Annotated in this window: 20 protein-coding genes; 14 read left to right on the top strand and 6 right to left on the bottom strand. The window is 67.7% G+C overall.

What is annotated here, in order from left to right; genetic code table 11:
* Positions 1-43: 43 nt before the first annotated feature.
* A complete protein-coding gene (locus OG876_RS03090; protein WP_328523200.1) occupies positions 44-1,849 on the bottom strand; it encodes a sigma-54-dependent Fis family transcriptional regulator in 1,806 nt (601 codons plus the stop codon).
* A gap of 163 nt (positions 1,850-2,012) precedes the next feature.
* Here OG876_RS03090 and OG876_RS03085 point away from each other — a divergent pair, with 163 nt between their 5' ends.
* The 10 genes from OG876_RS03085 (at position 2,013) to OG876_RS03040 (ending at position 12,422) form a co-directional block, all read left to right on the top strand.
* Positions 2,013-2,258 carry a hypothetical protein gene (locus OG876_RS03085; RefSeq protein WP_328523199.1) on the top strand — a complete coding sequence of 82 codons (246 nt, stop codon included), beginning with the start codon at positions 2,013-2,015 and terminating at the stop codon, positions 2,256-2,258.
* A gap of 93 nt (positions 2,259-2,351) precedes the next feature.
* Positions 2,352-4,001, top strand: a complete 1,650-nt coding sequence (locus tag OG876_RS03080) for a hypothetical protein (RefSeq protein ID WP_328523198.1) — start codon at positions 2,352-2,354, stop codon at positions 3,999-4,001.
* 93 nt (positions 4,002-4,094) lie between these two features.
* Positions 4,095-5,138 carry an NADH:ubiquinone reductase (Na(+)-transporting) subunit F gene (locus OG876_RS03075; RefSeq protein WP_328523197.1) on the top strand — a complete coding sequence of 348 codons (1,044 nt, stop codon included), beginning with the start codon at positions 4,095-4,097 and terminating at the stop codon, positions 5,136-5,138.
* Positions 5,135-6,319: a hypothetical protein gene (locus tag OG876_RS03070; protein ID WP_328523196.1), complete on the top strand. Its 1,185-nt coding sequence runs from the start codon at positions 5,135-5,137 to the stop codon at positions 6,317-6,319. The genes OG876_RS03075 and OG876_RS03070 overlap by 4 nt, the downstream gene beginning before the upstream one ends.
* The gene (gene mimD / locus OG876_RS03065; RefSeq protein ID WP_328523195.1) at positions 6,316-6,690 is read left to right on the top strand and encodes a propane 2-monooxygenase effector subunit MimD; all 375 of its coding nucleotides are present in this window, start codon (positions 6,316-6,318) and stop codon (positions 6,688-6,690) included. The genes OG876_RS03070 and mimD overlap by 4 nt, the downstream gene beginning before the upstream one ends.
* A gap of 12 nt (positions 6,691-6,702) precedes the next feature.
* Positions 6,703-7,746, top strand: a complete 1,044-nt coding sequence (locus tag OG876_RS03060) for an amidohydrolase family protein (RefSeq protein ID WP_328523194.1) — start codon at positions 6,703-6,705, stop codon at positions 7,744-7,746.
* A complete protein-coding gene (locus OG876_RS03055) occupies positions 7,746-8,462 on the top strand; it encodes an iron-sulfur cluster assembly protein (protein ID WP_328523193.1) in 717 nt (238 codons plus the stop codon). Before OG876_RS03060 ends, OG876_RS03055 begins: the two co-directional genes overlap by 1 nt.
* Complete coding sequence (locus OG876_RS03050) at positions 8,459-9,484, top strand: NAD(P)-dependent alcohol dehydrogenase (protein ID WP_328523192.1); 1,026 nt, start codon at positions 8,459-8,461, stop codon at positions 9,482-9,484. The genes OG876_RS03055 and OG876_RS03050 overlap by 4 nt, the downstream gene beginning before the upstream one ends.
* A gap of 21 nt (positions 9,485-9,505) precedes the next feature.
* On the top strand, positions 9,506-11,200 hold the full coding sequence (groL, locus tag OG876_RS03045; protein ID WP_328526851.1) for a chaperonin GroEL: 1,695 nt from the start codon (positions 9,506-9,508) through the stop codon (positions 11,198-11,200).
* Between the two features lie 37 nt (positions 11,201-11,237).
* Positions 11,238-12,422, top strand: a complete 1,185-nt coding sequence (locus OG876_RS03040) for a serine/threonine-protein kinase (RefSeq protein ID WP_328523191.1) — start codon at positions 11,238-11,240, stop codon at positions 12,420-12,422.
* An 8-nt stretch (positions 12,423-12,430) separates the two neighbouring features.
* Here OG876_RS03040 and OG876_RS03035 read toward each other — a convergent pair whose 3' ends face one another.
* The 3 genes from OG876_RS03035 to OG876_RS03025 form a co-directional block, all read right to left on the bottom strand.
* On the bottom strand, positions 12,431-12,916 hold the full coding sequence (locus tag OG876_RS03035; protein WP_328523190.1) for a DUF6328 family protein: 486 nt from the start codon (positions 12,914-12,916) through the stop codon (positions 12,431-12,433).
* 10 nt (positions 12,917-12,926) lie between these two features.
* A complete protein-coding gene (locus tag OG876_RS03030) occupies positions 12,927-13,943 on the bottom strand; it encodes an SDR family oxidoreductase (protein ID WP_328523189.1) in 1,017 nt (338 codons plus the stop codon).
* 81 nt (positions 13,944-14,024) lie between these two features.
* Complete coding sequence (locus OG876_RS03025) at positions 14,025-14,228, bottom strand: hypothetical protein (protein ID WP_328523188.1); 204 nt, start codon at positions 14,226-14,228, stop codon at positions 14,025-14,027.
* On the opposite strand from OG876_RS03025, the gene OG876_RS03020 reads away from it, so the two are divergent.
* Together OG876_RS03020 and OG876_RS03015 are read left to right on the top strand one after the other, a co-directional pair.
* Positions 14,216-14,395 carry a hypothetical protein gene (locus OG876_RS03020; RefSeq protein ID WP_328523187.1) on the top strand — a complete coding sequence of 60 codons (180 nt, stop codon included), beginning with the start codon at positions 14,216-14,218 and terminating at the stop codon, positions 14,393-14,395. The genes OG876_RS03025 and OG876_RS03020 overlap by 13 nt on opposite strands.
* 83 nt (positions 14,396-14,478) lie before the next feature.
* Positions 14,479-15,456, top strand: a complete 978-nt coding sequence (locus OG876_RS03015) for a GNAT family N-acetyltransferase (protein ID WP_328523186.1) — start codon at positions 14,479-14,481, stop codon at positions 15,454-15,456.
* A gap of 15 nt (positions 15,457-15,471) precedes the next feature.
* On the opposite strand, the gene OG876_RS03010 is transcribed toward OG876_RS03015, so the two are convergent.
* Positions 15,472-16,473: a sigma-70 family RNA polymerase sigma factor gene (locus OG876_RS03010; protein WP_328523185.1), complete on the bottom strand. Its 1,002-nt coding sequence runs from the start codon at positions 16,471-16,473 to the stop codon at positions 15,472-15,474.
* Between the two features lie 156 nt (positions 16,474-16,629).
* On the opposite strand from OG876_RS03010, the gene OG876_RS03005 reads away from it, so the two are divergent.
* Entirely contained in the window at positions 16,630-17,370 is a 741-nt protein-coding gene (locus tag OG876_RS03005) for an SDR family NAD(P)-dependent oxidoreductase (protein WP_328523184.1), read from the top strand.
* Between the two features lie 57 nt (positions 17,371-17,427).
* On the opposite strand, the gene OG876_RS03000 is transcribed toward OG876_RS03005, so the two are convergent.
* On the bottom strand, positions 17,428-18,225 hold the full coding sequence (locus OG876_RS03000; protein WP_328523183.1) for a dienelactone hydrolase family protein: 798 nt from the start codon (positions 18,223-18,225) through the stop codon (positions 17,428-17,430).
* A 92-nt stretch (positions 18,226-18,317) separates the two neighbouring features.
* Here OG876_RS03000 and OG876_RS02995 point away from each other — a divergent pair, with 92 nt between their 5' ends.
* Entirely contained in the window at positions 18,318-19,295 is a 978-nt protein-coding gene (locus tag OG876_RS02995) for a GlxA family transcriptional regulator (protein ID WP_328523182.1), read from the top strand.
* The last annotated feature ends 65 nt before the right edge of the window (positions 19,296-19,360 follow it).

The raw sequence follows: 19,360 nt of genomic DNA, 5'->3' as shown, positions 1-19,360 counted from the left end.
TCAAATCTGTCCCGATCGTCGATTAACGGCGCAAATGTGATCGTTATGGCGGCTGGATGCCGTAGTCGTGGATCTTGCGGTAGATGGTGGCGCGGGACATGCCGAGGGACTTCGCGGCCCGGCCCTTGTGCCCGTCGTTGGCGACCAGGCTGCGGATGATCGCGTCGCGTTCGAGGGCCTCGAGCTGGCTGAGACTGCGGCGGCTGATCGCCTGGACCCGGGCCGGAAGGTCCGCGGGCGTGATCACCCCGGTCCGGCGGCGCCGCAGGACGACCTGCTTCAGGACCTGGCACAGCTCGGCGGTGTTGCCCTGCCACGACGACCGCATCAGCTGCTGCATCGTCTCCGGTGCGCAGGTCAGCTCACCGTGACTCAACTGGTTGAGGAAGTACGGAACCAGCTCCCGGACGTCCTCGACGTGATGCCGCAGCGGCGGCACCTCGACGGTGAGCGGGAACAAGGTCAGCAGGTCCCCGAGGTCCGGGGGCTCCGTGTCGTCGGAGGTGAGCGTGAGGGCGATCCATGGTGGATCGGACGGCCGGCGCTCGAGAACGCCGTAGAGGGCCTCGACGGTCGCGTCCACACCGTCCGCGTCGAGCAGCTCGACGTGCCGGATCACCAGCGTCTGCACCGAGTCGTCGGACAGCTCGGCCTCCAGTTCGGCGCCGAAACCATCGGCCGGCCGGGCGGCGTCGAGCACGTGGCACAAGCCGGCCGGGTTGTTCTGGTGGTGGGCGGCGCGGGCGAGTGCGGCTTTGCCGACACCGCGCTCACCGGTGAGCACCACCCATTGCCCGGCCCGGTACGCGTTGTCGACCTCCCGGCTGCTGCCGAGCCACGCCGCACTGTGGCCGACCAGTCCGGGCAGGACCGGACGCGGCGGCGGGCGGTGGCCGACGGCCGGCGTCCCGCGGTCCAGTCCGGCGTTGTGCGGGCTGACCTGGATGATCCCCGCACCACCTCCACCACCGACCGGGACCGGGCGGCAGGTGATCCGGACCCGACTGCCGGTGGGTAACTCCGCGACGACCGCGTCGGAGCCGCCACGAGCCAGCATCTCCACGGCGTGCCCGAGCACAGCGCGCTGATCCGCGGTGTCGAGGGACTGCCGGGCCATGGCGTTCATCAGCAGGAGGTCTTCGTCGACCGCGAGGACCATGTCGCCGAGCCGGCGGCTGCTTTGCAGGTACGCCTGCAGCAGCGTCAGCTCCCGGGGCGAACTGTCCTTGAGCAGGGCCGACCGGATGTTCTCCGCCGTGGTCTTGGCGAGCGCCATCAGCAGGGAACCGGCGTCCTTGCGCCAGCAGGTCAGGTCGATCGCGCCGACCGTCTTGCCGGTGATCGGGTGCCGGATCGGTACGCCGGCGCAGGCCAGGTCCTCCAGGTCCTCGGCGTAGTGCTCATGGCCGAAGACGTGCATCGGGCCGCCGCCTTCGAGCGCGGTGCCGATCCCGTTCGTGCCGGCGAACTCCTCGGCATAGCTGAAACCCGGCGCGAGATAGACCTTGTCGAGGTGCCGGCTCAGTTCTCGGTCCGCGGTCAGGCGCCGCAGGACCAGGCCGGTCCGGTCGGTGAGGATGACGCTGATCGGCTGACCGTCGAGATTCTCGTGCAACTGCTGCAGCACCGGGAGTGCACTGCGGGTCAGGGGGATGTCCAGGTCGGGGTCCTCGATGAAGGGCAGGGTGATCCGGTCGGCGGGCAGGTGCCAGTGCCGCTGCGATCGCACCCAGGACGCGAGGATCGGCGGCCGGACGTCTTGCGGCCGGACCGGTTCGAGGGTCAGGAAGTTCAGCCGGGCCGTTGCGGCTCGGCGACTGTCCTCGGTCGAAGGGGTGAGTTCCTCCACGGGGCCTCCCGACACCAGGCAGGGAGAGCGGATCCGCTCGGGCCCCACCCAGTCACATCGCACTTCGAGACTAGTACAGCCAGCCGCAAGCGGTGTCTCAGATTGAGACAACCAGCCGTGGTTTCCGGGCTTGTGATGCTTGGAGGGCGATCAGGAGGTTCCGATGGAGAACGGTATCCCGAGCCAGGAGTCGTACAACCCGTGGACCATCGTGCATCTCGTCTTCGAACACCTGGCCGACGCCGGCCTCCATCCGGTCCTCGGCGCGACCGGGCACCCGGGCGAGCCGGCCGCCGAACTGCTGCGGTGCCTCGGCATCCACCCTGATCCGCAAGGCGATCAGCGTCTCGCACAGGAGAAGGACGCCCGGCTGGCCGAGCTCCGGCAGGCAATGTTCGGCGAGCCCTGAAGTCTGTGACGCGCATCTCAATTTGAGACCTCTCCGCGGTGCCAGCGGGCATGTACTGCAAGAACAGTCGGCCACGCGAGCGGGAGGAGTGCCATGAGTCGCCAGAGTGTGGCGAGGGCCCACCAGAAGATCCAGGAGTTGTCCTGGGAACCGGCGTACCACGAGCCGGTCTCCCAGTACGGAACCGACTACACGTTCCAGAAGGCACAGAAGAAGGACCCGCTGAAGCAGGTCCTGCGGTCGTACTTCCCGATGCAGGAGGAGAAGGACCACCGGGTGTACGGCGCCTCGGACGGCGCGATCCGCGGCAACATGTTCCGCCAGGTGCAGGAGCGCTGGCTGGAGTGGCAGAAGCTCTTCCTCAGCATCATTCCGCTGCCGGAGATCTCCGCCGCCCGGGCGATGCCGCTGCTCTTCCGGACGGTGCCGAACCCTGAGCTGCACAACGGCCAGGCGATCCAGATGATCGACGAGGTCAGGCACTCGACGATCCAGCAGAACCTCAAACGCTTGTACATGAACAACTACATCGACCCGGCGGGGTTCAACTCGAGCCTGCGAGACTTCCAGAGCGACTACTGCGGCACGATCGGGCGCCAGTTCGCCGAGGGCTTCATCACCGGTGACGCGATCACCGCGGCGAGCATCTACCTGACCATCGTGGCCGAGACGGCGTTCACGAACACGCTGTTCGTCGCCATGCCGGCCGAGGCCGCCGCGAACGGCGACTACCTGCTGCCGACGGTGTTCCACTCGGTGCAGTCCGACGAGTCGCGGCACATCAGCAACGGGTACGCGACGCTGCTGATGGCACTCGCCGACGAGGGCAACCACCAGCTGCTGGCCCGTGACCTGCGGTACGCGTGGTGGAACAACCACCGCGTCGTCGACGCCGCGATCGGCACCTTCATCGAGTACGGCACGAAGGACCGCCGCAAGGACCGCGAGAGCTACGCCGAGATGTGGCGCCGGTGGATCTACGACGACTACTACCGCAGCTACCTCGTCCCGCTGGAGAAGTACGGCCTCGAGATCCCGCACGACCTGATCGAGGAGTCCTGGAACCAGATCTGGAACAAGGGCTACGTGCACGAGGTCGCCCAGTTCTTCGCCACCGGCTGGCTCGCCAACTACTGGCGGATCGACCCGATGACGGACAAGGACTTCGAGTGGTTCGAGTACAAGTACCCGGGCTGGTACGACAAGTACGGCGCGTGGTGGGAGAACTACAACCGGCTGTCGATGCCGAACGGGCACAAGCCGATCGTGTTCGAGGACGTCGACTACGAGTACCCGCACCGGTGCTGGACCTGCATGGTCCCGTGCCTGGTCCGCGAGGACATGGTGATGGCCAAGGTCGACGGCCAGTGGCGGACCTACTGCCACGAGATGTGCAAGTGGACCGACGAGACGGCGTTCCGGCCGACGTACCAGGGCCGGCAGACGCCGAACATGGGCCAGCTGATCGGTCACCGCGAGTGGGAGACCCTGTACCACGGCTGGAACTGGGCCGACGTGGTCTCCGACATGGGATTCGTCCGTGACGACGGCAAGACGATGGTCGCGCAGCCACACCTCGATCTGAACCCGGACAAGATGTGGACGCTGGACCACCTGCGCAAGTGCCCGCCGCTGGCGAGCCCGAACGTGCTGCTGAACGAGATGAGTGACGACGAGCGCACCGCGTTCGCCGCCCGCTACGTACGCGGAGGCCCTGCCGGACGGGCACCGGCCGACGCCTGAACCCCTCCAAGGGGCGGGTGGGTGCGCCTGGTACCCGCCCGCCCCGATTCATCCCTCCGACCAGCAGCGGGAGCCATGGGCGAGAAACATGTGGTGAGGTTCGAACCTGTCGGCATCGAGATCGAGGTCGACGAGGAGCAGACGATCCTGCGCGCCGCGGCGGAGCAGGGCGTGATGCTGATGCACGGCTGCAAGGAGGGACAGTGCTCGTCCTGCAAGTCCTTCGTCCTGGACGGGGATGACATCGAGCTCGATCGGTACTCGACGTTCGCACTGCCGGAGTACGAGCTGGACGAGGGCTACACGTTGCTGTGCCGCGCGCATCCGTACGAGGACCTCACGATCGAGCTGCTCAACTACGACGAGGACATGATCCGCTCGGGCCTTCCGATCCAGGAACGCACTGCCGAGGTGGTCGCGATCACGCCGGTCACGCACGACCTGCGCCATCTCGTCCTGAAGCTGGTGGATCCCGGCGAACTGAAGTTCTTCCCCGGTCAGTACGTCGACATCCAGGTGCCGGGCTGGGAGGCCACTCGCTCGTTCTCGATGGCGAACACGTCCAGCCGGGAGAGCGGTCAGCTGGAGTTCGTCATCAAGGTCTACCCGGGCGGCATCTTCTCGGAGTTCCTGGACTCCGAACTGCAGGTCGGCCACCGGCTGGAGCTGTCCGGACCCTTCGGGGTCTTCACGCTCCGGGACAACCCGGACGCCCGGTTGATCTTCCTCGGCGGCGGGGCCGGGATGGCGCCGATCCTGGCGCTGTTGCGGTCGATGGCCGAGCGGGGCATCGACCGGCCGACGACGTTCTACTACGGCGCTCGCACGCGCCGCGACCTGTGTTTCGAGGCGGAGCTCCGCGGGCTCGAACAGACGCTGCCACGGTTCCAGTACGTGCCGGCCCTGTCCGAAGACGAGTGGGACGGCGAGATGGGTCTGATCACCGACGTGGTCCGGCGGTGCGAGCCGGACCTGAAGGGGGCCGACGCGTACGTCTGTGGGCCGCCGCCGATGGTCGAGGCCGCGATCCCGCTGCTCGAGGTCCTGGGCGTCGTCACGAAGCGCATCTACTACGACAAGTTCACCACGACCGGCGACGCCGGTGACTCGAAGGTGCTGGAGGCAGAGAGCCGATGACCACCACACAAGACTCCGCCGCAGAGCGGAGCGTGCCGAAGCCGGTCTTCACCGACGCCGAAGCTGGCGCTCGCGTGTTCCCGGACTCGGATTCACGGCGGTACAACTACTACACGCCGCAGAAGCGCAAGCAGAGCCACTACGAGGACGTGACCGTCGAGGTCCAACCGGATCCGCGGCACTACCTCACCCAGGGCTGGCTGTACGGGTTCGCCGACGGGCGCGGCGGGTATCCGCTGGACTGGACCGTGCTGAAGGCGTGGGGCTCGGACAAGCCCGAGCCGCAGCGCGGAATAGGCACCGGCGGCATGGTCGTCAAGGAGTGGCCGGCGACCGGCTGGCACGAGTTCCGGGACCCGAACGAGGAGTGGGAGCTCACGCTCTACCGCTACAACTCCAACGTCGTCCGTCAGGTCAACCAGAACATCGAGGCCGCCCGGCAGTCGAAGGCCTTCGAGCAGTGGAACACCAACTGGGTCCGCTTCGTCGAGCAGCACATCGGCGCCTGGATGCACGTCGACCACGGCCTCGGCCTCTACCTGTACGCGAACGCGAACCGCCGTGCACCGACGAACATGCACAACAACGCGATCTCGGTGAACAGCATGCACCGGATCCGCGCCGCCCAGGACCTCGCGCTGTACAACCTGACCTTGTCCGAGGAGATCGACGGCTTCGACGGCGGCGCCCACCTGGAGACGTGGAAGTCCGACCCGACCTGGCAGGGCGTGCGCGACGTCGCCGAGCGGCTGACCGCGATCGACGACTGGTGCGAGGCGATCTTCGCCGCGAACATCGTGTTCGAGCCGCTCGTCGGTGAACTGTTCCGCAGTCAGCTGGTCCAGCAGGCCGCTCCGCGCAACGGCGACTTCGTCACCCCGACCGTGATCGGCGCCGCCGAGTACGACTTCGCCGAGCGCGACCTGCGCTACACAACGGCGATGTTCGAGCTGCTCACGAACGACCGTGAGTTCGCCGACCACAACAGGGCGATCATGCAGGACTGGGCATCGGAGTGGACATCGCTCGCGCTGACCGCGGCCCGCACCATGCAGCCGCTGTGGTCGCTGCCGGATGCGAAACCGCCACGGTTCGAGGACGGCCTCGACCGGGTCAAGAGCCGGTTCAGCGGCATCGTCACCTCGCTGGGCCTCGAAGAACCGAAGGAGTTGGCACTGTGACCACGCTCAAGGCAGTCCACGAGAGCCCCTTCAAGTCCGACAGCACCGCGTCCAACCGGGCCGGCTTCACGCTGATGAACAACCAGGTCGGCGCGGTCGTCGCCGAGGTGATGAGTCACAAGGACAACGTGACCGTGACGCCGCTGCCGTCGATGATCCGCGTCGACGCGGTCGGCCGGATGGACGTCGTGTACGACCAGATCTCCGAGGCTCTCGGTGAGGAGCCCGGCTACTTCGACCAGGCCGAGTTCGAGGAGAACATGTCGACGCACTACGGCCGGATGATCCACACCGACGACCGGACGATCCTGGTCGCCAATCCCGAGGACGCGGCCGAGTACCTCGGCTTCGACCTGACCGCTACCAAGTAAGGGGGTCCGGACGTGTACGAGAAGAACGGCGAGAAGTACTACGTGGTCGACAGCCACATGCACTTCTGGGACGCGGGGCCGGACAACTGGGTGCCGGGCGCGGAACAGTACGCGAAGGGCTGGATCGAGTGCTTCCACGCCTACCAGAGTCTCGGGCCGAAGGAGACCCACTGGACCATCGAGAAGTTCATGAAGTACTCCGAGGACGACCTGATGAAGGACGTCTTCGAGGACGGCTACGTGGACGTCGCGGTGTTCCAGCCGACGTACCTGAAGGAGTGGTACAAGGACGGGTTCAACACCACCGAGAAGAACGCCGCGCTGGGTGAGAAGCACCCGGGCATGTTCGTCCACAACACCCGGTTCGACCCGCGTGACGGCGACCCCGGGTTGGAGGACCTGAAACGCAACGTCGACCGGTACGGCTCGCGCGGTGTGAAGCTCTACACCGCCGAGTGGAACTCCGGGTCGCGTGGCTACAAGCTCACCGACCCCGCGGCGTACCGCTACCTGGAGAAGGCCCAGGAGCTCGGGATCAAGAACATCCACGTCCACAAGGGCCCCACGATCTGGCCGCTGGACAAGGACGCGTTCGACGTCTCCGATGTCGACCACGCCGCGACGGACTTCCCCGAGCTCAACTTCATCGTCGAGCACGTCGGGCTGCCGCGGATCGAGGACTTCTGCTTCATGGCGACCCAGGAGCCCAACGTGTACGCCGGTCTGTCCGTCGTCATCGGCGGCCTGATGCACGCCCGGCCGCGGTTCTTCGCGAAGGTGATGGGGGAGCTGCTGTTCTGGGTCGGCGAGGACAAGATGACCTTCGGCAGCGACTACGGCATCTGGGAGCCGAAGTGGCAGATCGAGGGCTTCGTCGACTGGGAGTTCCCCGAAGGCGACGAGTTCACCGACTACCCGCGGCTCGGGGTCGAGGGCAAGAAGAAGATCCTCGGGCTGAACGCGGCCAAGCTGTACGACCTCAAGGTGCCCGACGAGTATCAACTCAAGGAGGCGACGCCGGCCGCGCCTGACGACGCGAAGCTGGTCACGCAGTAATGACGGCAGTGGTGACGGAACGGTCCAGGGCGGTGCTCACCGCCCTGGACGCGGTTCGGGATCCGGAGCTGGACGAGCCGATCACGACGCTGGGGTTCGTGTCCACCTGCGTCGTGTCGGCGGCCGGCGATGCCGTCGTGCGGCTGCGCCTGCCGACGTACTTCTGTGCGCCGAACTTCGCCTTCCTGATGGTCGCCGACGCGTACGACGTGGTGTCGGCGCTGCCCGAGGTCCGCACGGCCGATGTGGCGCTCGAGGATCACTTCGCGTCCGATCAGATCAACGCCGGGGTCGCGGCCCGGGCGGGCTTCGTCGCGTCGTTCGCTGGTGAGGCGGTCGACGAACTGGACGAGCTGCGCCGGACCTTCGTGACCAAGGCGATGCTGGCCGGGACCGACCAGGTGTGCCGGCAACTGCTGGCCGCCGGCACCGATCGGGCGGACCTGGCCGGCCTGACGCTGGGCGACGTACCTGCATCGACCGAGCTCGACCGGCTGCTGCGGCGGCGGGCCGAGCTCGGACTGCGGACGGACCCGGCCGCACCGCTCCTGATCGACCCCGGCACCGGTACCGCGATCACCGGCGCCGGGGCGCCGAAGTATCTGGGCATGGCACGCCTCACCCGGACCGGGATCGAGGCCAACACCGGCATCTGTAGGGGAATGCTGCGGCACCGGTACGCCGAGACCGGTGCAGGCGAGGAGGCAGAGGGATGAAGGCCGTTCGACTGCACGGATACCACCAGCAACCAGTGGTCGAGGACGTACCGGAACCGGTCGTCAAGGGACCGCTGGATGTGATCGTCAAGATCGGCGGCGCCGGCGTGTGCCGCACCGACCTGCACATCATCGAGGGGCAGTGGGACGCGGCGATGCACCCGACCCTGCCGTACACGATCGGCCACGAGAACGCCGGCTGGGTGCACGAGATCGGCTCCGCCGTCACCAACGTGCAGGTCGGTGACACGGTGATCCTGCACCCGACACCGACGTGCGGCCTCTGCCAGGCCTGCCGCGCCGGCAACGACATGCATTGCGTCAACAGCACGTTCCCGGGCCTCGACAGCGATGGCGGGATGGCGGAGTACCTCCTCACCTCCGCCCGCGCCTGCGTCAAGCTCGACCCGAGCACCAAGCCGGAGGACGTGGCGGCACTCGCCGACGCCGGCATCACGGCGTACCACGCGGTCCGCAAGGCGATCCCGCTGCTGCCACCCGGTACGACGTGTGTCGTGATCGGCGCGGGTGGTCTCGGGCACATCGGCGTGCAGTGCCTGGCGGCGCTGACCGCGACCCGGATCATCGTCGTCGACCGCAACCCCGAGGCCCTCAAGCTGGCCGAGCAGCTCGGCGCGGACCAGACGGTGGTTGCCGATGGCAATCAGGTCCAGGCCGTGCTCGACCTCACCGGCGGCGCCGGAGCGAACGTCGTACTGGACTTCGTCGCCGAGCAGGGCGCCGAGCAGGACGGCTTCGCGATGACGGCGGCGGGCGGTTCGTACTTCGTCATCGGGTACGGCGGCCAGGTGCAGATCCCGACCCTCGACATCATCTCGACCGAGCGGAACATCGTCGGCAACATCGTCGGCACGTTCAACGAACTGACCGAGCTGATGGCGCTCGCGCAGGCCGGCAAGGTCACGCTGCACACCCGGACCTATCCGCTCGCCGCGGCCGCCGAGGCGGTCGCCGATCTCGACGCCGGCCGGGTCCGCGGCCGCGCGATCCTCGTTCCGTAAGTTCACGACCCCGGGAGGGCCCTGATGGCCAAGGAACTGCGATTCGGTGAGAACGCCCGCGACCTGCTGCTGGCCGGCGTCGACCAGTTGGCGGACGCGGTGAAGTCGACACTTGGCCCCAAGGGCCGCAACGTGATCCTGGAGAAGATCACCGGATCGCCGGTGGTCACCAACGACGGCGTCACGATCGCGCGGGAGATCTTCCTGAAGAACCAGTTCGAGAACATGGGTGCCCAACTGGTCAAGGAAGCGGCGATCAAGACCAACGACATCGTCGGCGACGGCACGACCACCGCGACCGTGATCGCCCAGGCGATCATCCGCGAGGGTATGGCCGCGATCGGCACCGGTGGCAACCCCGTCCTGGTGAAGCGGGGAATCGATCTGGCCGTCGGCAAGCTGGTCGAGCGGCTGCGCGAGGTCGCCCACCCGGTCGAGACCGAGCTGGACTTCGCCCGGGTGGCGGCGATCTCGGCCAACGACGACGACCTCGTCGGCGCGGCGATCGCGAAGGCCCTGTTCACGATCGGGGACGGCGGCATCGTCACGGTCGAGGAGTCGGCCACGCACGGCATGGGCGTCGACTTCGTCGAGGGATTCGAGTTCGACAACGGGTACCTCTCGCCGTACATGGTGACCGACCCGGGCAGCCTGCAGGCCAACCTCGACGACCCCTACATCCTGTTGTGCAGCGAGAAGATCACCAAGGTTCAGGAGATCATGCCGCTGCTGGACAAGATCATGCGTGAGCCGCGGCCGCTGGTGATCATCGCGGAGAACCTCGAGGGGACCGCGCTCAGCATGCTGGTGCACAACCATGTGAACGGTCTGTTCCAGTGCGTCGCGATCAGGGCACCGGGCTTCGGCGACCGGCGGCTGCACAAACTGGAGGACATCGCCGCGATCACCGGCGGCGCGGTCTACAGCCGGCACTCCGGTTTCAGCCTCGAGACGATGACCGTCGCCCAACTGGGCCGCGCGGACCAGGTCCGGGTGAATGCGGATCGTACGGCGATCGTGGCGTCGTCCGGGCGCGAGCAGGAAGTCGCGTTCCGGATCGCGCAGTTGCGTGCCGAGTTGGAGCGTGCGACCTTCGGCGTCGACGAGGACGTGCTGACCGAACGGATCGGTTCCCTGTCCGGCAAGGTCGCGGTCATCCGGGTCGGTGCGCCGACGCCGGCCGAGCTCAAGGAACTCCAGCACCGGGTCGAGGACGCGTTGTCGGCCACCCGGGCCGCGATGGCCGAGGGCATCGTCGCCGGCGGCGGGATGGCGTTGCTCCATGCCGCGCCCGCGCTCGACGCCTTGGATGTGAAGGGCGACTACGCGACCGGCGTCGAGATCGTCCGGCGTGCGCTGCGGGAGCCGGCGTACCTGATCGCGACGAACGCCGGTTACTCGGGCGCGGAGGTGCTCGAGCGAACCACCCAGATGGGTGTCGACGACGGCTTCGACGCGCTCGAAGGCCGCTACGGCAACATGCTCGAGATGGGCATCATCGACCCGCTGCGAGTCGCCCGATCGGCCCTCCAGAACGGCGCTTCGGTCGCGGGCCTGCTGCTCACCACGAACACCCTGGTGGCTGAGGAGCAAACCCCGTGGGGCGGCAGTGCGGCCCTGATGACCGAGTACGGCGCTCTCGACGAAGGCCTCCACCAACCATCTCCCGACTCGAGCACACCGCAGTCGCTGGGCCTGGGCCCCTCGGTCGGGTGATACATGCACCGGTTGGATCACGGGTACCGACCGGTGGGTGAGGCGAGCGGGAGACCTGATAGCGGGGCGATACCGGATCGCCGCGGCCCTTGGCCGCGGCGGGATGGGTGACGTCTACCGCGCGACCGACGAGGTCCTCGGACGGGACGTGGCAGTGAAGCTGATGCTGCCCGTCCCGGGGACGCTCGCCGCCTCCGGGCGCTTCCTGCGCGAGGCGCGCGCCGCGGCGCGGATCCGCGACCCGCACGTCGTTGCGGCGTTCGACTTCGGCGACGAGGACGGCTGTTGCTTCCTCGCCATGGAACTGGTCGGCGATCGCACGGTCGGTGAGGAGCTCAGGCGCGAGGGCCTGTTCCCCCCGGACCGGGCCGAGCGCGTCATCCGGCAGGCCGCGTCCGGACTGGCGGCCGCTCACCGGCAGGGGATCGTGCACCGGGACATCAAGCCCGGCAACCTGCTGCTGGCCGGCGACGGGTCGGTGAAGGTGGCCGACTTCGGCATCGTGCGCTTCCTCGACGACGCGAGTACGACGATGACCTCGGCCGGCCAGATCGTCGGGACGAGCCACTTCCTCGCGCCGGAACGTGCGCTGGGCAAGCCTGCTGAGCCACCGTCCGACGTCTATGCACTCGGTTGCGTGCTGTACCAGGTGCTCACCGGGCGTCCGCCGTTCCTGGCCGACGACCCTGCGTCGATCATGTTCCAGCACGTCGAACGCGCGCCGATCCCGCCGAGCGAACTCCGGCCGGACGTGGCTGGGGATCTCGAGGCTCTGGTGCTGTGGATGCTCGCGAAGGACCCGGCGCGTCGTCCCACTGCGGCGCAGGTTGCCGAGGGCGTCAAACCGCCGGTCGTCCTCGCCGCCGAAACGGACACGACCAGCGTTCTTCCGGTACGCCGGACGCCGGCGAGGCCGCTGCTTGCCGGGACAGCTGCGGCGATCGCTCTGCTGGCGTCGGCTGTCCTCGGAATCGCCTTGTCGACAAGGGATGTGGAAGTGCCGGCAACGAACGACCTGTCGCCGGGCGAGCAGCTCACGCCGGCGCCGGTGATTCGCAGTACGCCGCGACCGCCCGTTGCCGCCACGACAGTCGTCCACACGACCACGTCTCAGCCGTCAGCTGCCTCGCCACGACACAAGCCCACGACCCACAGCGCCGGCCCTCCGCAGGGGAAACCGGCCAAACCCGGGCAGAACAAGCCGAAGAAGCCAAAGCACTGAGCTGCACGTCAGTCGTGCGGCTCCGGTTCGCGGGTGGCGCGGACGTACGCCGGAATCGCCAGCCAGAACGTGACGAACCACGCCAGCACGGCCGCGTCGATGACGATCGCGGCCGTTCTGGACATCACGACGTCCAGCGCGATCAACACTCCACCGCAGATCGCGGCGACCAGGAACACCAGGCCCGCGCGGGCGAGCCAATCGGTGATGATGACCAGCCGGTCGCGAAGCCCCTGGCGGTAGACGATGCGGTGGAACGACACCGGCGCGAGGAAGAGTGCCACCGCCAGCGCCGAGGCGACCAGCGTGGCGGCGTACACGGTGTGCGTGAACGTGTCGGCGGCGTGGAACTGGTTCTGGAAGGCGATGCTCAGCAGGAAGGCGAACAGGATCTGCGTCCCGGTCTGGGCCAGACGCAGTTCCTGCAGCAGCTCGTTCCAATGGCGATCCAGCTGCTCGCCGGAGTCCTCTTCCTCGCGCTGATAGCGGATCATCGGAGGCTCGCTACCGGCTGCGGGCCGTCCGGGCGGCGATGATGCCGGTTGCCGCCGCGGCTCCGGCCGCGATGACACCGACGAGCGTGCGATGCCGGGACATCCAGAACTCGTAGCTGCGACTCGTCGATCGGTCGTCGAAGGCGCCGTGCGTACCGAAGTCGTGGCCGTCGTAGCCGTCGGCCGGATGCCACAGATTCGCGGCGCGGGGGTCTTCGGGCAGGTTCGTCTGCTGCGACTTGTAGCCGGTGCGCGCCAGGTAGTGATCCAGCAGGCCGGCCGCGAACTTGTTCGCGATCACGGTGCCCATGGTCGGTCCGCCGATCCAGTACTCGCGGCGGCGCGGGTGATCCGCGGCGTACACGACAGCGTCGGCGGCCACTTCCGGCTGGTAGATCGGGGGCACCGGTTGGGGGTGTTCGGGCAGTCTGGACAGCACCCAGGAGAACTGCGGTGTGTTGACCGCGGGCATCTGGACCATCGTGACGTGCACGTTGGACTTGTCGTGCAGCAGTTCGCTGCGCAACGAGTCGTGGAAGCCCTGGACGGCATGTTTGGCTCCGCAGTACGCCGACTGCAGTGGAATACCGCGATAGGCCAGGGCCGACCCGACCTGCACGATCGTGCCGTGGTCGCGCGGGGCCATCCGGTCCAGGGCAGCCCGGGTGCCGTAAACGTAGCCGAGATAAGTCACCTCGGTGGCGCGCTTGAACTCGTTCGGATCGATCTGCAGGAAGGGTGCGAACACCGAGGTGAACGCGACATTCGCCCACACGTCGATGGGCCCCAGTTCCGCTTCCACCTGTGCCGCGGCCTTCTCGACCTGCTCGTAGTCGGCGACGTCGACCGGGATCGTCAGCGCCGTACCGCCCGCGGCCTCTACCTCCCGCGCCGCGCCGTCCAGCCCTGCCTCACCCCGCGCCAGCAGCGCGACCTTGGCACCCCGCCGGCCGAACGCGATCGCGCTCGCCCGCCCGATCCCAGCGCTCGCTCCGGTCACCACGACAACTTGCCGGTCCTTCGGCACCACAGACCTCCTCGGATCACTTTGACGCTCCCGGTACCCAGGTCGAACAGACCTGATGCGGCCCGAACGGTCGTTTGGTCGTCAGCGGTGGGCGAGGCGGCGGAGGAGGGCGGCCAGGCCGGCGGTTTGGTAGTGCCAGAAGGTGGTGATGGTGGCGCGGAGGGTGGACTCGGACTCGTTGTGGAGGAGGATCCGGGCCAGGGTGGTGGCGGTATTCGACCAGATGGACTCGAGCAGATCCCGGTCGCCTGCTGTGACCGCGTGGGCCGGCAATGCGCTGGCCACTCAACACCACGTTCGTCCGTCCGACCGTCACCGGCCGGTTGACCGGACGTGGTCGCGTCGTCACCCGCACCGGGGACAACGCCACCCTGGAAGGGATCCTGTACGACGCCGACGACCAGATCATCGCCACCGCAACCGCCACCGCCCTCGTCGTAGACGTTGCCTAGCGCAACAAAAATGAGCGCTCACCGGGCTGCTCGATAACTTTCATCCCCCTGAGTGCATCTAACAGGTGTCCAAGGGGGGCATCGTGAAGTCTTTTCACAGCACGCGTTCTGTTCATCTGCCGGACGACTACACCGTCCGTCCACCGGAGCCTCGTGATGGTTCGGCGATCTTCGAGCTGCTCTCGGCCTACGACACCGCGGTGAACGGTTTCGCCGACTGCACGCTCGACCAGGTTGCCGAGGCCATCGTCGAGCCCGGTCTCGACCGTGGGACGGACGGCTGGCTCGTACTCGCGGACGACGGCCGGCCGGCCGGTTACGCCACCGCGTTCGGCAAGGGCGACCGGAAGGTGGTCGACGTCGAAGTGGTGTCGCAGTACCCGATGGTGGCGGACTGGCTGTTGGAGCAGGCGCTGCGCCGGGGGCGCGAGATGGGACGCGAGCACGGTCACGCCGAGATCACCGTCGATGTCTACATTCACCGGTCTGACGAGCCACAGCGTGCGCGGTTGTCCGACCACGGTTTCACCGTTGGTACGACGTACCACCGGATGCGGATCGATCACACCGGAGACCTCGCCGATCCCGCCGTACCTGAGGGCGTCGTGGTCCGCCGCGGCACGCTCGACGCCGCCACTCGCTGGGCTGCGCACGAGGTCATCATCGACAGTTTCCGTGGTCAGTTCGGCTTCGTTCCCCGTCCGCACGACGAGTGGGTCGTGGCACTCGAGACTCAGGCGAGCTTCGACTGGTCCCAGTTGACCCTGCTCGAAGTAGACGGGCGAGCGATCGCGGTCCGGGTCTGCAACGACGGGTTCGTCGAGCGCGAGAATTGCGGCCATATCGGCATGCTGGGCGTGCTCGAGGAGTTCCGCGGGCGCGGTCTGGCGACGTACCTGCTGCGCGACGCGTTCGCTCTCGATGCGACCAACGGACGGGCCGGCACGATCCTGCACGTCGACACCAACAACCCGTCCCGCGCCCTCGCCCTCTACCTGTCGGTCGGCATGAAGCCCACCCTCATCCTCGACGGCTGGCGCCGCGTCCTTCCCACCACTTAGCTCTCGACCCGCGGGTCAGGGCAGTGATCGCGGCAGGCCGAACGACGGAAGGACGCTGTTGTCGAAGCGGGTCAGAGCGGAGATCCTTTCGCCGGTGAGGGTGAGGGTGAGGACGAGGAGACCGGTCCCGTGGCGGATGCCGTCGGTGGGGGCGTAGAGGTAGGTCCCGAACGCCACCTGGCCGTTCGCCCGCGTCGGTACGAGGTCGTACCTGCGGTGGCTGATGATGCTGGCATAGAAGCGGGACACGGCGTCGCGGCCGTGGTACTCGAGGGGGATCGGCGGCATCGACACGCGGACGTCGTCGGTCAGCAATGCAACCAGCGTGTCGACGTCGCCGGCGCCGTACGCGCGGACGAACTTCGCCACGAGCGCCTGCTCGGCGGGTGAGTTCGGCGCCGGGGCCGGGTGCTCACCGGTCGGCAGGCGGCGCTGCAGGCCGGCGCGGGCGCGTTTGAGCGCACTGTTGACCGAGACAACGGTCGAGTCGAGCATCTCGGCCACCTCGTCGGCGTGGTAACCGAGCACCTCGCGCAGGATGAGTACAGCGCGCTGGCGAGCGGGCAGGACCTGCAGTGCGGTCACGAACGCCAGCGACATCGCCTCGGTTTGTTCGTAGCGCGCCTCCGGGCCGAGCGGTCCGTCGATCGCGCCCTCGAGCAATGCGTCGGGATAGGGCTCGAGCCACACGACTTCGCTGAACCCGGTCGGCTCGGGTGGTTCGATCTCGGGCACGTCCCACTCCTTGGCCTGGCGTCGCTTCGCCGAGCGGAGCGCGTTGAGGCACCGATTGGTCGCGATCCGGTAGAGCCAGGTCCGGATCGACGCGCGTCCCTCGAATCCACCGAGGCCCTGCCAGGCCGCCAGCAGCGCGTCCTGGAGCGCATCCTCGGCGTCCTGGAAGGAGCCGAGCATCCGGTAGCAGTGCACCAGCAGCTCGCGGCGGTAGGGCTCGGTGAGCTCCCGGAACGCACCGCCGTCGCCGGCTCGCGCCTTGATCATCAGCTCGGTTGTCACCACTCCACCCTCGCGTCACGTCTCCGCAGTCTTGTCCCGCTCACCAGTATCGACACCGGCCGAGCGGCGAACTGGGCGGTCGGCGCGCGACCAGTTTCCCGGCGCCGTGCTGTCTACCTCCTCGACAGCTCGAATTCCTCAGCTAGGAGACGGTGCATGACAATCGCAGACAAGACAGTGCTGGTCACCGGCGCCAATCGCGGCATCGGTCAGGCGCTGGTCGAGGACGCCTTGAGGAGAGGCGCGAGACGGGTGTACGCCGGAACGCGCCGGCCGCTGGTCCACTCGGATGAGCGCGTCACGCCTCTCACTCTGGACGTGACCGACGCGAGGCAGATCCAGGCGGCGGTCGAGAGCGTCGAATCGCTCGATGTCCTGATCAACAACGCCGGCATCGCGCTGTACGACAACCTCGGCGACCGGACCGCGATCGAACAGAGCCTCGCCGTCAATCTCTACGGCACGTACGGCGTGACCCAGGCGTTCCTGCCGTTGCTGGTCGGTTCCGGGGGAGCCATTGTCAACGTGTTGTCGGTGATGGCGTTCGCGCCGCTGCCGCTGATTCCGTCGTACTCGCTCTCGAAGGCGGCCGCGTTCTCCCTGACGCAGTCGCTGCGCGGCCTCCTGGCCGGCCAGGGTGTTAGCGTTCACGCCGTCCTGACCGGACCTGTCGACACCGAGATGTCCCGTGACCTCGACGTACCAAAGGCCTCTCCGGAGTACGTCGCGCGCGCCATCCTCGACGGCGTGGAGCAGGGCGAGGACGACATCTTCCCGGACCCGATGTCTGAGTCCATGGCCGACAGCTGGCGCTCCAGCGCGGCCAAGGCCCTCGAACGCCAGTTCGCCGCCCTCGCACCAGAGCCACCCAAGTCATCAGCGAGATCGGTCGCCTAGTCCGGCGCTTGTCTACAGTCAGACGATCGGAGGCCGCATCCTGTGACAGGTCGGTGTTTACCCGGTGGGTCTCAGGCGGTCGGTCAGGTAGGTGAGGATCTCGTCTCGTGCTTTCAGGGTGGGGTGGCCGGCCTCGTCGACGAGGTGGGCGGTCACCACGCTGTGGGGTGTCTCGACGACGTCGCGGAAGAACGGGGGCGCGTCGGTGTTCGCCGTACTGCCGGGGAGGACGCGGCCGTCGAAGGCGTCGCCGAGAAGGGCTTGGTAAGCGGCGAAGCGCCGGCCGGTGCACCAGCGGTCGTTGTCGAATCGGTAGGCGAGAACGGTCAGCCCGTCGCGGGTGACGCGGTCCCGGACCGCGATCGCGTCCTCCGCGCTGAGTTCGAGTCCGGCCGGGTCGTCCAGCGGCAGCGACGGGTGGTTGACCACCGGTGCGATGACGGCCGGCTCGAGCGCCATGGTGAGCGCGAAGTTGCCCGTGAAGCACAGCCCGATCGCGCCGACACCAGGACCGCCGCATTCCGCATGGGCTTGGCGGGCGAGCCCACGCAACCACGCGGTGACCGGACTCGTGCCGCCCCCGGCGAACGCACGGAACTCGGCACTGACGCACGCGCGCCGGACAACTTCCTTGCCTCCCTCGGCCGTGGGGTAGGCGCCGTCACTCCCGAAGAGCGAAGGCACCAGGACGGTGAAGCCCGCGTCTCGCACCCACCGCGCCAGCCGCAGTACGTCGGGGCTGATGCCGGGCATCTCCGGCATCAGGATCACGGCCGGTCCGGCGCCCGCGACGTACACGGTCTTCACCACCCCGTCCACGTCGACGAGTCGGCGGGCGAAGTCCGAGATGCTCATGCGCACAGCCTGACGCGATGCATCGGCCGACCGTGAGAGGCGAGATCGCCACAGTTGGCGGTAATCTCGCCAAAGACGTGAGGAGCCGAGGGATGAGTGTCCTGCGGGTTGGTGTGCTGGCCTATCCGGGATGCTTCGCGTCCGAGGTGTACGGCGTACCCGATCTGCTGACCATGGCCACACACGTCGCCGGCCCGGGCCAGGTCGGCTACGACGTGTCGGTCGTGTCGCCTCGCCGGCATGTCGTCGCGTCGGGTGGTGCACGGTTGGCGGTCTCAGCCGTACGTGACGTCGATGTCCTCGTCGTGCCGGGGTTCGAGCTCTCGCAGGACGTTCAGGTCGACGCGACGCTTGCGCCGCTCGGCCCGGAAGTCGCGGTGATCCGCTCGCATGTTGCCGCGGGCAACACAGTGGTATCGATCTGCGTCGGTGCGTTCCTGCTCGCGGAGGCCGGCCTTCTCGCGGGGCGCCGAGCTACGACGTCCTGGCTCTTCGCGGACGAACTGGCTCGACGCTGTCCGGACACCGAGGTCCGGCCCGAGCAACTGGTCGTCACCGACACGGGGGTGACGACGACGGCCGCGTTCAGTGCGATGTACGACTTCGCGCTGGCTCTGATCCGGGAACACAACGGTGCGTCGGTCGCGAGGACGACCGCGAGGGTGGCACTTGTCGATGACGCGCGTACGTCGCAGTCGCCGTACGTCGACGCGACACTCCTGCCGCAGCCGGGAAGCGAGTTCTCCCGAAGGGTCATGCGGCAGCTCGACCAGAACCTGGCCGACCGCTACGACCTCGTCGCGTTGGCGGCCGCATTCGATGTCAGTACTCGCACCTTGCTCCGGCGGTTCGCGGCCGAGACCGGCCAGAGCCCGCTCGATTACCTCCAGGCGTCGCGCGTGAGTCGTGCCCGGCATCTCCTGGAGACCACGGACAGGACCGTCACCAGCATCTCTACCGCGGTCGGCTACAAGAATCCCGGGACGTTTGCGGCTCTCTTCACCAGGCAGCTGGGACAGCGGCCAAGCGAATACCGGGCAGCGTTCCGACGCGGGCGTGACGGCATTTGATCCCGGGCTCCTGATAGTTGCGTGAGGCCGTTTGGTGGCGGGTACCGGACGGCTAGTTTCAGTGG

The sequence above is a fragment of the Kribbella sp. NBC_00359 genome (genome assembly GCF_036097425.1).
Classification (GTDB): Bacteria; Actinomycetota; Actinomycetes; order Propionibacteriales; family Kribbellaceae; genus Kribbella.
This window is presented reverse-complemented; position numbering and strand designations above follow the sequence as displayed.

Coding starts and splice junctions, on each gene's coding strand:
- OG876_RS03085 (WP_328523199.1), top strand. CDS start 2,013: ATGGAGAACGGTATCCCGAGCCAGGAGTCGTACAACCCGTGGACCATC.
- OG876_RS03080 (WP_328523198.1), top strand. CDS start 2,352: ATGAGTCGCCAGAGTGTGGCGAGGGCCCACCAGAAGATCCAGGAGTTG.
- OG876_RS03070 (WP_328523196.1), top strand. CDS start 5,135: ATGACCACCACACAAGACTCCGCCGCAGAGCGGAGCGTGCCGAAGCCG.
- OG876_RS03055 (WP_328523193.1), top strand. CDS start 7,746: ATGACGGCAGTGGTGACGGAACGGTCCAGGGCGGTGCTCACCGCCCTG.
- OG876_RS03050 (WP_328523192.1), top strand. CDS start 8,459: ATGAAGGCCGTTCGACTGCACGGATACCACCAGCAACCAGTGGTCGAG.
- OG876_RS03035 (WP_328523190.1), bottom strand. CDS start 12,916: ATGATCCGCTATCAGCGCGAGGAAGAGGACTCCGGCGAGCAGCTGGAT.
- OG876_RS03020 (WP_328523187.1), top strand. CDS start 14,216: ATGCGCTGGCCACTCAACACCACGTTCGTCCGTCCGACCGTCACCGGC.
- OG876_RS03005 (WP_328523184.1), top strand. CDS start 16,630: ATGACAATCGCAGACAAGACAGTGCTGGTCACCGGCGCCAATCGCGGC.
- OG876_RS03000 (WP_328523183.1), bottom strand. CDS start 18,225: ATGAGCATCTCGGACTTCGCCCGCCGACTCGTCGACGTGGACGGGGTG.
- OG876_RS02995 (WP_328523182.1), top strand. CDS start 18,318: ATGAGTGTCCTGCGGGTTGGTGTGCTGGCCTATCCGGGATGCTTCGCG.